Source organism: Bradyrhizobium sp. (genome assembly GCF_019244115.1).
GTDB lineage: Bacteria > Pseudomonadota > Alphaproteobacteria > Rhizobiales > Xanthobacteraceae > Bradyrhizobium.
Map to the genome: position 1 here is coordinate 1 of NZ_JAFATE010000320.1, position 13,029 is coordinate 13,029.

Consider the following 13,029-nt stretch of genomic DNA (forward strand, 5'->3'; position numbering starts at 1 on the left):
CCGAGATTGACCAGGGCCGAGATCGCATCTGTGACCGGGCGTGGCGCGCGCGCCTCGTCGATCGCGCCGGTCAGGCTTACCACGGCCGGATCGACATTGGCGAAGGCCGGCGCCTTGTCCTTCAGTTCGGTGACGATGCGCTCGGCAACCTTCGGGCCAACGCCGGGCGTCCGCGCGACGGCAGCCTTGTCGCGCAGCGCGATGGCATTGGCAAGTTCGGCCGGCGGCAGCGTGCCGAGCACGGCCAGCGCCACCTTGGCGCCGACGCCTTGCACGGTCTGCAACAGCCGAAACCACTCGCGCTCGACGTCGCTCTTGAAGCCGAACAGTTTTATTTGATCCTCACGAACATAGGTCTCGATCGACAGCACGGCCGCCTCGCCGGGCGACGGCAAGGTCTGCAGCGTGCGCGCGGAGCAATGCACCTGATAGCCGACGCCACCGATGTCGAGGATCACAAAATCCTCGCCGTATGAATCGATCAGCCCCTTCAGCTTGCCGATCATGTCGGCTTGTCCAGGATAACGCTGGATAAGCTCCCCTCCCCCTTGCGGGGTGGGGGTACCCGGAAGCACGGTGCGCGTTGTTGGCACCTCTTCTCCCGCAAGGAGGGAGGGAGCGGATAGAGCTTGCCCTTCATATTCCGGCCACCCGCATCCGCAGCGCGGCGCCCTGGCGGTGATGCGCATGCGTGATGGCAATCGCGAGCGCGTCGGCCGCGTCGGCGGATTTCGGCTCGGCCTTCGGCAGGAGGATTCTTAGCATCATCAGCACCTGGTTCTTGTCGGCATGGCCGGCGCCGACCACCGTCTTCTTGACCTGGTTCGGTGCATATTCGGCAACCGAGATGCCGAACCTCGCTGGCGCCAGCATGGCAACGCCGCGCGCCTGGCCGAGCTTCAAGGTGGCGACGCCGTCCTTGTTGACGAAGGTCTGTTCGACTGCGGCCTCCGCGGGCCTGAAATCGCCGAGCACGGCTGCGAGCCCCTCATGAATGGCGAGCAGCCGGCGCGACAGCGGCAGATCGTCGCCGGGTTCCACCGAGCCGCAGCCGACAAAACTCAACCGGTTGCCATCGGCTTCGACCACGCCCCAGCCGGTGCGACGGAGACCCGGGTCGATGCCGAGGATGCGGACGGGGTTACGAATCGGCTGCGCAGACATGGGCTAGTGATAGCGCCTGCCAATCCGCAACGAAACAGGAACGACCCGACATAGACGGGGAAAGAATCAGCCCGCCATCTTCGCCACCAGCGCGTCGGACACCTCGAAATTGGCATAGACGTTCTGGACGTCGTCGTGCTCGTTCAAGAGGTCCATCAGCTTCAAGAGCTTCTCGCCGGTCTCGTCGTCGACGGAGACGGTGTTCTGCGGCTTCCAGATCAGCGCCGCCTTGCGCGGCTCGCCGAATTTCGCCTCTAGCGCCTTGGCGACCTCGCGAAAATTCTCCTGCGCGGCATAGACTTCGTGGCCGCTCTCGCCGGAGATCACGTCGTCGGCGCCGGCCTCGATCGCAGCGTCGAGCATCGCATCGTCGGAGCCGGCGCTCCTGTCATATTCAATGATGCCGGTGCGGTCGAACATGAAGGCGACCGAGCCGGTCTCGCCGAGATTGCCGCCCGATTTGGTGAAATAGGAGCGGATGTCGGAGGCGGCGCGATTGCGATTGTCGGTGAGCGCCTCGACGATGACGGCGACGCCGCCAGGGCCATAGCCCTCGTAGCGGATTTCATCGTAGTTCTCGCCCTCGCCGCCGATCGCCTTCTTGATGGCGCGTTCGATGTTGTCCTTCGGCATGTTTTCCTGGCGCGCCGCGATCACGGCTGCCCGCAGGCGCGGATTCATCGCCGGATCCGGGGTTCCGAGCTTGGCCGCCACCGTGATTTCGCGGGCCAGCTTGCCGAACAGTTTCGACTTCTGTGCATCCTGCCGGCCCTTGCGGTGCATGATGTTCTTGAACTGCGAATGGCCGGCCATGCGAACGTCTCTTGAATTCGGGGTGGGCGGGAAAGCGCGGCGTTATAGGCGCAGCGGTCGCCAAAATCAAAGATTTGGGTCTTTTTCGGTAACGCGGTAGTGCCACCGGACACACGATGAGGCAATCGTTAACTATGGTTTCATGCGTGGGTGCAAGGATCGGGCCCTTCAATCGAGGGGTGCCGAGAAGGGCCATGGCGTTCGGATTATTCAGGAGGCGCGAGCCGGAGCGGCGTTCGCCCGTGCCAGTCTCCGTGCCAAAACCTCAGGAGCGCGCCGCCATGACCGAGCCCTCCGGGGCGGAGCATGATGCGGCCCGCGACATCCTGGAGCTCGTGGAACTCGAGCTCGGCGGCATGATCAGGCAGCTCGAGCGGGCCGCCGCGTCGGTTGCCAGCGGCGCCGAGGCGACCGCCGCGACCTTGACCTCCATCCGCATGCGGACTGACGCACTCACGGCGCGCACCAGCTCCGCCCAGGATACGGCGACCAGCTTTGGTCAGGCTGCCGAGAAGTTCACCCATTCGGCGCGAGGCATCGCACAGCAGGTCGGCGATGCCGGCAGGCTTGCGGACGAAGCCGGCGCGGCGGCCCGCGAGGCGATCCAGACCGTGGACCGCTTGCGCGAATCTTCCGCCGCGATCGGCCAGGTCGTGAGCCTGATCGCGCAGATTGCGCGGCAGACCACGCTGCTCGCGCTCAATTCCACGATCGAGGCGGCGCGCGCCGGCGAAGCCGGCCGCGGTTTCGCGGTGGTCGCCACCGAGGTCAAGGCGCTGGCCGTGCAGACCCAGAAGGCGACCGAGGAGATCAGCAGGAAGATCGAAGCGTTGCAGCACGACGCGACCGGTTCGGCGGACGCGGTGCACCGCATCTCGGATGCGATCGATGCGATCCGGCCGGTCTTCGCCAATGTCGACGGCGCCGTCGCCGAGCAGACCCGGACCACAGGAGAGATGAGCGGCAATGCCGCCTCCGCTTCGCAGTTCATCATCTCGGTCGGCGACAGCGCTGCCGAGATCGACAGCGCTACCGGAGAAGCGGCGGCGCACGGCGAGGCCGTCGCGGCCGCCGGCCAGGCCGTGACGCAGTTCGCGCAAAAACTCAAGTCGCGCTGCGCGGTGCTGCTGCGGCGCGACGATAGCGCGGCAGAACGCAAGAACGCGCCACTTCCCTGCCATCTCAGGATCGACATCGAGGTGTCGGGCCTGAAGCTGAGCGCACCGGTCTATGAGATCTCCGAGCATGGTGTCCTGATCACGGGAGCCGTTGCGGCGCGCCTCCGGCCGCACGATGTCGTCAATGCGAGCCTGCAGGACATCGGGGAATGCCGCCTGCGGATCGGGGCGACGACGAAGTCCGGCGTACCGGCGCGGTTCGAGGCTGCAGGCCGCGAGCTGCGCGAAAAGATCGACGACAAATTGTGGGCGCTGCGTGAGGAGAACACCGAGTTCGTCACACGGGCGATGGAGGCCGGCGTCGCGCTGACCAGGATCTTCGAAGATGCCGTCGCCTCGGGCGCGATCTCGATCGACGACATGTTCGACAGCGATTATGTCGAGATTCCCGGCACCAATCCGCTGCAGCACCGCACCAGGATTCTCGATTGGGCGGAGCGCGCGTTGCCGCCGTTCCAAGAAGCCTTTCTGGCGAAGGATCCCCGGATGGCGTTCTGCGTCATGATCGACCGCAACGGCTACCTGCCGGTGCACAACAAGATCTATTCGCATCCGCAGCGTCCCGGTGACACGGCCTTCAACACCGCCAATAGCCGCAACCGCCGCATCTTCAACGATGCCGCGGGGCTGGCAGCGGGCCGCAACCAGCGCCCCTATCTGATCCAGAGCTATGCCCGCGACATGGGCGGCGGCCGAACCGTGATGATGCGCGAGATCGACGTCCCGATCCGCGTCCGCGGCCGGCACTGGGGCGGCTTTCGCACCGCTTACAAGCTTTGAACCGTACACGTGGAATTACCGAGACTGAACGTAACGAAACAGTCATCGAGTTCACCGATCCAAGAAAGATGCAAGCGATGTTGGCCGCTAAGCCCGCAGCAATGGAACAAGCCGTCGGCCGCTCCGAGAGCGAGCGGCTGGTTGATCAGCTTGCCAATCGAATTGGCGGCCTCGGCGTCGAACTCGCCGACGTCGCCGGCAATGTGCAGGAGGTCACGAGCCGCTTTGCCGACCAGTCGGAGCGTTTCGGACATCTGCAGAAGACTGCCGAGACCATGGTCTCGGCCAACCACGACATCGCCAATGCTTCGCAGGCCGTGCAGTCGGCGACCTCGGCTGCGGTCAGCGACATCACGCAGTCGCGCGCCGTGGTCGAGAACGCCGTCAAACACATCGCCGAGCTGATCGAGGCGGTCGGCCGCATCGAGGCGCGGCTGTCCGCGGTCGGCGGCGCGTTGGCGGACGTTGCCAAGGTCTCGGGGACCATCGAGGCGATCGCCAAGCAGACCAACCTGCTCGCCCTCAACGCCACGATCGAGGCGGCGCGCGCGGGCGCGATGGGACGCGGTTTCGCGGTGGTTGCGAGCGAGGTGAAGAGCCTTGCGGAAGCGACCCGCCAGGCCACGCATCAGATCGGCGATACCGTGCGCGGCCTCGACGGCCAGGTCGGCAACCTGATCGGCGAGAGCAGCGAGGCCTCGCTGCGCGCCAAGAATGCCGGTGAAGGCGCCTCGCAGATCCAGAACATCATCGTCCGCGTGCAGGAAGGGGTGACCCGCGTCGGCCGGGAAATCGACGGCGTCGCACGCGCGGCAACCTCCAACCTCGCCCATTGCGACAGCGTGATCGGCGAACTGCATACGCTCGCCAAGGGCGTCGACCTGTCGTCGACCGACCTCAAGCAGGCCGACGGCCGCGTCGCAAAACTGCTCGACGTCTCCGAGGGACTGATCGCGCTGATCGCCGATTCCGGGGTCGAGACCTCCGATGCGCCGCTGATCCGCGTCGTGGTCGAGACCGCAAAGCGGATCTCGGCGCGCTTCGAGGACGCGGTCAGCCGCAGCGAGATCCGGCTCGAGCAGCTGTTCGACGAGAACTATCGCGAGATCCGCGGCACCGATCCGAAGCAGTACATGACCGACTATGTGGAGTTCACCGATCGCGTGCTGCCCGAGATCCAGGACCCGTTGCAGAAAGCCGATCCGCGCATCGTGTTCTGCGTCGCCTGGGCCAAAGGCGGCTATCTGCCGACCCACAATCCGAACTACCGACTACCGCAGGGCAAGGACCCCGTCTGGAACAATGCCAATTGCCGCAACCGGCGGCTGTTCAACGACCGCGCGGTGAAGAAGGTCGCGGCCAACACAAAGCCGTTCCTGGTGCAGACCTATCGGCGCGACATGGGCGGCGGCAACTTCGTGCTGATGAAGGATCTCTCCTCCCCGATCGTCGTGCGCGGCCGCCATTGGGGTGCCTTCCGGATGGGTTTTCGCGAGTCCTGAGCCGCCTTTTTTCCTCGGTCATTCCGGGGCGCGCGTTAGCGCGAACCCGGAATCTCGCGCCTAACTTCTGGATTCCGGGTTCGCTCGTTTCACTCGCGCCCCGGAACGACGGTGCATGGGTCAGCCCCAAAACTCCGGCAGCGCCGGCGCAAGGCGGCCACCGATCCGCACCGGCGCGATCTTCACGGCGAGTCCGGTTGCGTCATTGGTCTCGACCGCAACGCCCGAAAGCGTCGCCGTCCCAACCGCCGGCTCGAAGCGGCCCGACGGGATGCCCGAGGTAAAGCGCCGCATCGGCTCCTCCTTCTGCATGCCGATGATCGAATCGTAGTCGCCGGTCATGCCGGCGTCGGTCATGTAGGCGGTGCCACCGGAGAGGATCTGGTGATCGGCGGTCGGCACATGGGTATGGGTGCCGACCACCAGCGAAGCGCGGCCGTCGCAGAAATAACCGATCGCCTGCTTCTCGCTGGTCGCCTCGCAATGGAAATCGACAACGATGGCGTCGGCCGCCTCGCGCAGCGGACAGGCCTCGAGCTCGCCATTGAGCGCCGCGAACGGATCGTCGAACGGCGTCATGAAGACGCGACCCATGGCGTTCAGCACCAGCGCCCGCTTGCCGGTCTTGGTCTCGACCAGCGCCGCGCCCCGGCCGGGCGTGCCCTTCGGAAAGTTCGCCGGGCGCACCAGGCGTGGCGCGCGCTCGATGAACACCAGCGCCTCGCGCTGGTCCCAGGCGTGGTTGCCGAGCGTGATCGCGTCGGCGCCGGCGTCGATCAGCTCCTGATAGATCGCTTCGGTGATGCCGAAGCCGCCAGCCGAATTCTCGCCATTGACGACGACGAGATCGAGCGACCAATCGCGAACCATGCGAGGGAGATGCTCTGCCACGATGCTGCGCCCCGCCCTGCCCACCACGTCCCCGACGAAAAGAATTCGCAACTCACCTGCTCCGGAAATCGAACACCTTCTTTTCCGTTAGCACATAATCGAGCGCTACGTCGTGCGGCAGCGCGGGCACGCTGCGGATTTCCTGCACCGCAAAACCGAGCCCGACGCCGATCACGGCTTTGATCTTGTGCAGGTGCGCGAAGGTGTGATCGTAATAGCCCCCGCCATAGCCGATGCGGTGACCGGTCCGGTCGAACGCCGCAAGCGGCACCAGCATGATGTCGGGCACGACCTCGGCCGCGGCTGGCGATGGTTCGAGAATACCCAGTGGGCCGAGCATCAAGCGCTCGCCCGGTGTCCAGGCGCGGAAGATCAGCGACTGGCCTCGCGCGGTGACCGTCGGCAATGCCAGCCGTGCGCCCTCGCTTGCCAACCTCTTCATCAGCGGCGCCGGGTCGATTTCGTTGCGCACGGGTGCATAGCCCGAGACGACGGTGCCGGGCCCGACCTCGAACGGCAGCCCATGCGCGGCGATCGCCGCGGCCGCGGCCACGCGCGCCGCATCGCTCAGCGCGTCACGCTTGGCGAGCGCCGCGCTGCGGAGATTGGCCTTGAGATGCGCTGCAGGCATGCGACGTCGCTTGCTTTCAACCCCCGCGAGGGCTCATGAGCAACCGGACGGGCCGGCGGAGTGGACCCTGCGCCAGCCATCGGACGCGCCGACGCCCAGCTGATGGGGATGGCAATGCACAGCAACAAAAAGCAAAGGACAGCAACAAAGCAACCAAAACGAAACAGTGCGAAGCCGCAGTCGCCGTTGAAGACTGCGATCCCGGAGTTCCCTACGAAAGTAGGTGGGCACCATATGTCCGGATCCACGGACCCGGCCAGGGACAGTTCCCTAAAGGATCGATAAGGCCCCGGGGATATATTAGCTTCTGACGCGCGACGCAGCCTCGCTGTGCCAATGTAGCAAGGATGCGGGCCATTCGCTAGCCGCCTTCCCGTCCATCCACCGAACTGCGCGCCGGCGCGCCATGGCGGCGGTGGTAGGCGCTTGGCGACGGCCAGCGCCAGCTCGCAAGGGTGGCGCGATCTGGCTCAAAAATCTCGATTCGGAGCGGGTAGCAGGCCGCGGCATCGCTCGAATGGCTCGCACTGCAGTCGCCGCCGGGACAGGCTGACAGGGCGCCGAGCAGATCGATCTCGGCGAAAAACTCGATGAAGTCACCGGGGCGGACCGGGCTGGCCTTCATGAAATACTGGTGCGTATTCCCAGTGAAGCCGGTGCACATGAAGACATTGAGCACGTCGTGAACGTGATGCTCGGCCGCGCGCGGTTCGATCTTCAATTCGCCGGCCAGCGCGCGGGACAGGTTGGAATGGCAGCAGAAATCGTAGGCTTCGCCGTTCAACAGGAGATTGGTGTAGGGATCGCAGCGCGTGCCGACGACGTCGTGGATGCCGGCACCGTCAGCATCAAAGCCGTACCAGCCGAGCGTGTCATGGCTGATGGTAGCCATGGGCCTGAGATGCGGCATGGTGCTCCAGAGCCGGTCCCCTGTACTGACATGGGTCCCGTGCAGCGCGCGCGTCTTGCCCGAGAAAAAGCGCTCGGAGAGATCGTCCGCGTTCCAGAGATTGAGATCGCCGACCTGGGGACCCTCGATGCTGACGATCCGGAAAAACTGTCCGCGCGACACACGAAACGTGCAGGCGTCGCGCGGGGGCACCACGATTTCGTGGGCCTTGGCCATGGTCTGCCGCGCCGCTTGCAGCACGGCCATGTCGGGCCGCTCCATCGCGCCGGCTGGATAGACAACCGTCGGCTTGGCCGCTCGGCGGAGGGCTGCGTCAGCGGGTTCGGGCGGAAGCTTTGACGACATGTTTCGACCTGCGGTCACCGCTGCGACCACTTGCATGTCGAGGACGGAACACAGACATGGGACCAGCCGTTGCAAAGCAGCACGATCGCACCGGTGTAGCGGCTCGACCGGTTTTCCGGCAAGATGCCGCTTGATAGGCCAGCGGGAGGAGCATCGTTTGACTTTGTCCGCGCGATTGCATCCGTTGATCGTTGCGACATTGGCCTTTGCCTGTTGCAGTCAGCTTCATGCGCAGTCGCAAGGCCGCGACGGCAGCGGGAATCTGTCCGGGCGCGGATCAGCACCGCGGGATGGGGCCGCCAACCTGATGGCTCAAGGCCGTGCCCCGCGCGACGGCAGCGGCAACCTGGCGAGCCGCGGCTCGTCGCCGCGCGATGGTGCGGCCAACCTGATCGATCGGGCGCAAGGCCCCGCGCCACGCGGCCGCTGACGGGCGTCATACGTCCACCCGGACCTCGACGGCGCCGACCCCTTCGAGCTCGAAGCGATAGGACGCCGCTTCCGACGGAAAGATCGTCTTCATGACGCTTCCCGTCATCACGACCTGGCCGGCCTTCAGCCGTTCGCCGCGCGAGCCGAGCTGGTGCGCGAGCCATGCGACCGAGTTGAAGGGATGGCCGAGAATGTCCCGCCCAAAACCTTCGCCAACCGGCGCGCCGTCCCGGCTCGCCCTGCCGCGCGCGACTGCGAGGTCGGGCCACACGGTCGCAAAATCCGAAACGACGATGCCGGCGTTCCAGGAGTTGTCGGCCACCAGCGCGCGCACGTCGAGGTTCGAGTAGTCGGCGCTCCGATCATCGACCAGTTCGATGGCCGCACAAACAGCTTCGATATGGCGCGCGATGGTCTGCGCGCTATGCGGCGTCCCGTTCGCGGCGACGTCCGATTTGATGCGGACCGCGATCTCGAATTCGAGCCCCAGCCGGCCGAATTCCGCAAGACGCACCGTGGCGCCGGAGCGATGGATGCGCCGCGCCAGAACGACGCCCGCGATCGGATGGCTGATCCCGCAAAAGGCCTGCATCGCCTGGGACGTCAGCCCGACCTTATAGCCGGCCGCCTCGCCGTGCTCGGGGCGGAGCAGCGCCACGAACCTGTCCTGGATGTCGTAGGCGTCGGGAATCGCGGCCGGGCCATCCTGCGGACCGAATGCTTCGAACCGCACGTTCGTCGTGTGCGCTGCGAACAGTTTTTCGGCGGCACGCCGCGCTGCGGTCTCCTCCATCATGTCCCTCCCCCTTTGCGTGCCGCGGCACTTGTCAATTTTCCGAAAGGCGGGCAGCGGACCGCAGGGTCCGCTGCCGATGCTCATCGATCAGCGCAGGCTCTCAGACTCAGGTGCCCTCGAACTTGAATGAGATGTTGACCTTGGCACGATAGGCTTCGACCTTTCCCTTGGCATCGAGCTGCATGTCGAGCTGGACGATCTCCGCGACGCGCAGATCCCGCAGCGTTTTCGAGGCCTGCTCGACCGCGTTGGCGGCCGCCCTTTCCCAGGATTCGCTGCTGGTCCCGACCAGTTCGATGATCTTGTAGACGCTGTCAGCCATGTCGTCCTCCTGTCTGAAGCAGGAAGCAGGTGCGCTCCTGCCGCGAGCGAGCCTAGCATCATGCTACCAGCGCCGAAAGGACATGGGATCGTCCCGAAAAGTAGCCCGCATGAGCGAAAGCGACATGCGGGGCCTCGTCACCATGCGATTTCCCGGATGTCGCTTCGCTCATCCGGGCTACGGATCTTTGGCGCTTTGCCGCACGCCAGTCACGCGCAGCGCTTGCTCATCCAGAGTTTGACGTTCGGCAGGTGCGACCAGCCGAAAGCAAGATCGCTGTCGCCGTTTGCGGTGAGATGGGCCAGCCTGTCCATGGCCTCGTCGACACTGGGATGATGGCCGGCCGGCACCCACCACATGACCAGATGCGGCGTCTGCATCGCCTCGAACCATTTCGACTTCTTGTCGTAGACGCGCTTGTGGATGGTGGTCCACACGAACTGCTCCAGATGAGCCGGGCTCTCCCACACGCTCATATTGACGATGAAGCGCGCATCGTCACTGGCCCTGATGCCCGTGGCATTTCCGACGGGGTCCTGGAGATGCCAGACGAAGCCGGGCGACCGCTCTGCCAGCGCATTCACGCTGTCCAGCGCCGCCATGAAGTCCGCCAGTCTTGGACTATCGAGGTCGTCTTGCGCGCGGGCGACGTTGAGCTGGGCGAGATGGTGTTTTGGAGGTTGGGTCATGGAAATTCCAAAATGGCAGATCGGAAGCCTCGATTTGTCGTGGTTAGCGTACCGCCTGCCGCGGTTCAACCGCAGAGCGTCCGGCTCTGCGCGGCTGCCGACGCCAGCCGGCGGCCTTCAGCGCATGCCGGCGCGAGACGTCGAGAAAGTCGTTGCTCAGCTCATCGTCATCAAGGGCGCGCGCCAGCACCATGCCTCCAACGCAGAGCGCGACCAGAACCATCGCATGGTCGCGCGCCGCGCGCCCTTTTAGTTCCGTCTCGAAGACGTCGATCATGGCCTCAGCGACCTCGCGATAGGCCGCCTTGACCGCGCGGCTCGCCCGGGCAGCATCGGACGACAACGCGATCAGCGGACACGAGCCGGCGACGTCCGCGAGGTGACCGCGCGAGAGATAGGCGTCCAGCACCAGCCTTGCGAGCGGCGAGCCGGCTCCGCCTCCGCGGCGCCTTTTCTGCCAGCGCGGATACGCCTCCTGACGCAGGAAGTGCCGCACCGCCTCCGCGTAGAGTTCGTCCTTGCTGGCAAAGTGCCGATAGAAGCCGCCATGCGTGAGGCCGGCCTGTACCATGACCTCGCCGATGGTGACGGCGTCAAAACCCCTGCGGTTGAACAGTTTTGCGGCAGCGGCGACAATTTGCGTTCGGGTCCGCGCCTTGTGCTCTTTCGCGTATGGCATGTCTCCTTCCTCACCTCGTCGCACAAGATGATCTTGAACATCTTTTATCGTCTGCGAAGGTTGAGTGCATCAAGCGCCGCAACCGCCATCGAAGGAGGCCACTCGGGTGAACATCCTGACCGTCAATCTGCTGTTCAGCACGCTCGTGTTCTACATCGCAGTCCGGCTCTATCTGCTGCCCCGGCTCGATGACTGCGAGCCGCGGACCATTCTGCTGCCGATCCTGCTGCTGCATGCCTTGCGACATCTCGGGTTGATGTTTCTGGCGCCCGGCGCGGTCTATGCGGGCCTCCCGCGCGAGTTCACCGCGCCCGCCGCGTTCGGCGATCTCCTCGCCGCCGTCCTGGCGCTGATTGCCATCCCGGCGGTGGCGAGCCGGGCGAAAAGCGCAAAACCGCTGGTCTGGCTGTTCAACATCGTGGGCTCGCTCGACCTGATCAATGCCATCGCGCTCGCCACGATCTATGACGCGGCACCGCTGATGGGACCGGCCTACTGGATCCCGGCGTTCTGGGTGCCGGCGCTGCTGGTGACGCATTACGTCACTTTCCTGCTGCTGCTCAGGCCATGGCCGCGAACAGCAAGCACATGAAAAACTACTCATAGGCTCCATTCGAATGTCAAACAGCGGAAAGGTATGCGGCCGCATTCCCGCGGCGCGAATCGCGCCCGGGTGATGCAGCGGACCGCCCTCGAAAGAAGGAGGGCGCAGGGAAGGCCGGGCGCTGGCCGCGCCCGTGGCCCGCCAGCAAACAAAAAAGCTGGCGGCAGACACCACAGGTTTGGCCGAAGCATCCCGGCCTTCCCTGCGCGATGGTTTTAACGCTTATAGCGCGCTCTCCCCGGGAACCGGGCTTTCTTGCTCCCGTCGCCCTGCGGCTCGTCACCGCACGACTTGGCCTCAGCGTCGGGAGGCCAGGACCACACGCCTTCACGTCCGTGCCGGGATCGTTCGTCGGCGCGGAAACCGCGCTGCGACCCGACACGTCCATCGCATCCCGCGCTCAACGTCCGTGACGATCGCGATCCGCCCCTCCAGCGAGTGCGGGACGGCGGGACATAAGCATAGATTCTGATTTTCGTAAAGCGAAATTTTGCGGGAGAGGTCGAGCAGCGCTGCGGCCATTGAATCAGTTCACGAATTTCTGCTCTTCGGGAATGCAACTTTACGCTGCGAAAGCCCATCCGGGCGAGCGAGTCGGCGGAAACCGATCAACTGATTCGCCCGTCGGGCTGGAAGCAGACTTCGGATTTGTCATTCCCCGCACACAGCATTCTCTCAGCAACTCCCCGACACGCCGCTTGCGCCGGCCATGACCGGCTCGATGTGGCCGGAAGCCGCACTGCCAGGGCAGACTTGCAGATCTCTTCTGGACCAGATTTGGTCTCGTGGGGCTGCGCTCCATGTCGGCTGGTCTTCATTCATAAGCCGACGCTCGGTCCGAACAGGCCGAACGACTGCACCGGGCCAAGCGCAGACAGCGGTGCAAGGCCAGCAAGCCTCTGCGCGATGTCACTCGGAGCCCAGGCGCGGTGCTTTGGTCTAACTAGTCACGGCCATTTCGCCCGGGCGGCAATTCCCCAATCCTCGGCGATTCGATCTCCTTCGAAGCGGTAGATCGCTACAATCGACAAGTTCACGGACTCGCTGTCCTTCATTCCAGCGAACAGCCACCGCACCGCGACTTTGTCATCTTGCTCCACCATATCGAGCAGCTCAATTCGCGCGTTCGGCACCTGTTCAGCCAGTGCCCGCAACATATCTTGCGCGCCCTGATGACCGAAGCGAAAGCCACCAATTGAAGGATCGTGTAGTTTGAAGTCTTCTGTGAACCAATCGGCGACGTGGTCAATGTCTCCGGCGGACATCGAACGCGCGATGCGTTGGAAAAAATCC

Annotated in this window: 14 protein-coding genes and 1 other RNA gene; 3 read left to right on the top strand and 12 right to left on the bottom strand. The window is 64.8% G+C overall.

The window, feature by feature from the left end; translation table 11 throughout:
* The 3 genes from ruvA to JOZ76_RS14260 form a co-directional block, all read right to left on the bottom strand.
* The coding region (gene ruvA / locus JOZ76_RS14250; protein ID WP_291699266.1) for a Holliday junction branch migration protein RuvA at positions 1–506 on the bottom strand (506 nt) is incomplete at its 3' end.
* A gap of 130 nt (positions 507–636) precedes the next feature.
* Entirely contained in the window at positions 637–1,164 is a 528-nt protein-coding gene (gene ruvC / locus JOZ76_RS14255; RefSeq protein ID WP_291699267.1) for a crossover junction endodeoxyribonuclease RuvC, read from the bottom strand.
* A 66-nt stretch (positions 1,165–1,230) separates the two neighbouring features.
* Positions 1,231–1,977, bottom strand: coding sequence for a YebC/PmpR family DNA-binding transcriptional regulator (locus tag JOZ76_RS14260; RefSeq protein ID WP_291699268.1), 747 nt, complete (start codon positions 1,975–1,977; stop codon positions 1,231–1,233).
* 194 nt (positions 1,978–2,171) lie between these two features.
* On the opposite strand from JOZ76_RS14260, the gene JOZ76_RS14265 reads away from it, so the two are divergent.
* The gene (locus tag JOZ76_RS14265) at positions 2,172–3,935 is read left to right on the top strand and encodes a methyl-accepting chemotaxis protein (protein WP_291699269.1); all 1,764 of its coding nucleotides are present in this window, start codon (positions 2,172–2,174) and stop codon (positions 3,933–3,935) included.
* A gap of 77 nt (positions 3,936–4,012) precedes the next feature.
* Positions 4,013–5,437: a methyl-accepting chemotaxis protein gene (locus tag JOZ76_RS14270; RefSeq protein ID WP_291699270.1), complete on the top strand. Its 1,425-nt coding sequence runs from the start codon at positions 4,013–4,015 to the stop codon at positions 5,435–5,437.
* Between the two features lie 120 nt (positions 5,438–5,557).
* Here JOZ76_RS14270 and JOZ76_RS14275 read toward each other — a convergent pair whose 3' ends face one another.
* The 8 genes from JOZ76_RS14275 to JOZ76_RS14310 all read right to left on the bottom strand — a co-directional run bounded on the left by JOZ76_RS14275 (position 5,558) and on the right by JOZ76_RS14310 (position 11,132).
* Positions 5,558–6,379 (bottom strand): TIGR00282 family metallophosphoesterase, encoded by an 822-nt coding sequence (locus JOZ76_RS14275; RefSeq protein WP_291699271.1) that lies wholly within the window; start codon positions 6,377–6,379, stop codon positions 5,558–5,560.
* A gap of 1 nt (position 6,380) precedes the next feature.
* The gene (locus JOZ76_RS14280; RefSeq protein WP_291699272.1) at positions 6,381–6,959 is read right to left on the bottom strand and encodes a 5-formyltetrahydrofolate cyclo-ligase; all 579 of its coding nucleotides are present in this window, start codon (positions 6,957–6,959) and stop codon (positions 6,381–6,383) included.
* Between the two features lie 167 nt (positions 6,960–7,126).
* Positions 7,127–7,288, bottom strand: a non-coding RNA gene (ssrS, locus tag JOZ76_RS14285) — 6S RNA.
* Positions 7,289–7,320: 32 nt separating this feature from the next.
* Positions 7,321–8,214 carry an urea carboxylase-associated family protein gene (locus JOZ76_RS14290; protein WP_291699273.1) on the bottom strand — a complete coding sequence of 298 codons (894 nt, stop codon included), beginning with the start codon at positions 8,212–8,214 and terminating at the stop codon, positions 7,321–7,323.
* 436 nt (positions 8,215–8,650) lie between these two features.
* On the bottom strand, positions 8,651–9,439 hold the full coding sequence (locus JOZ76_RS14295) for a 2-keto-4-pentenoate hydratase (RefSeq protein ID WP_291699274.1): 789 nt from the start codon (positions 9,437–9,439) through the stop codon (positions 8,651–8,653).
* Between the two features lie 109 nt (positions 9,440–9,548).
* On the bottom strand, positions 9,549–9,764 hold the full coding sequence (locus tag JOZ76_RS14300) for a dodecin family protein (protein WP_291699275.1): 216 nt from the start codon (positions 9,762–9,764) through the stop codon (positions 9,549–9,551).
* Between the two features lie 209 nt (positions 9,765–9,973).
* Complete coding sequence (locus JOZ76_RS14305; protein WP_291699276.1) at positions 9,974–10,453, bottom strand: DUF3291 domain-containing protein; 480 nt, start codon at positions 10,451–10,453, stop codon at positions 9,974–9,976.
* A gap of 43 nt (positions 10,454–10,496) precedes the next feature.
* A complete protein-coding gene (locus JOZ76_RS14310) occupies positions 10,497–11,132 on the bottom strand; it encodes a TetR/AcrR family transcriptional regulator (protein ID WP_291699277.1) in 636 nt (211 codons plus the stop codon).
* 106 nt (positions 11,133–11,238) lie between these two features.
* Here JOZ76_RS14310 and JOZ76_RS14315 point away from each other — a divergent pair, with 106 nt between their 5' ends.
* A complete protein-coding gene (locus JOZ76_RS14315) occupies positions 11,239–11,724 on the top strand; it encodes a hypothetical protein (RefSeq protein WP_291699278.1) in 486 nt (161 codons plus the stop codon).
* 959 nt (positions 11,725–12,683) lie between these two features.
* Here the strand turns inward: JOZ76_RS14315 and JOZ76_RS14320 are convergent.
* On the bottom strand, positions 12,684–13,029 hold a 346-nt coding region (locus JOZ76_RS14320; protein WP_291699279.1), incomplete at its 5' end, for an ester cyclase.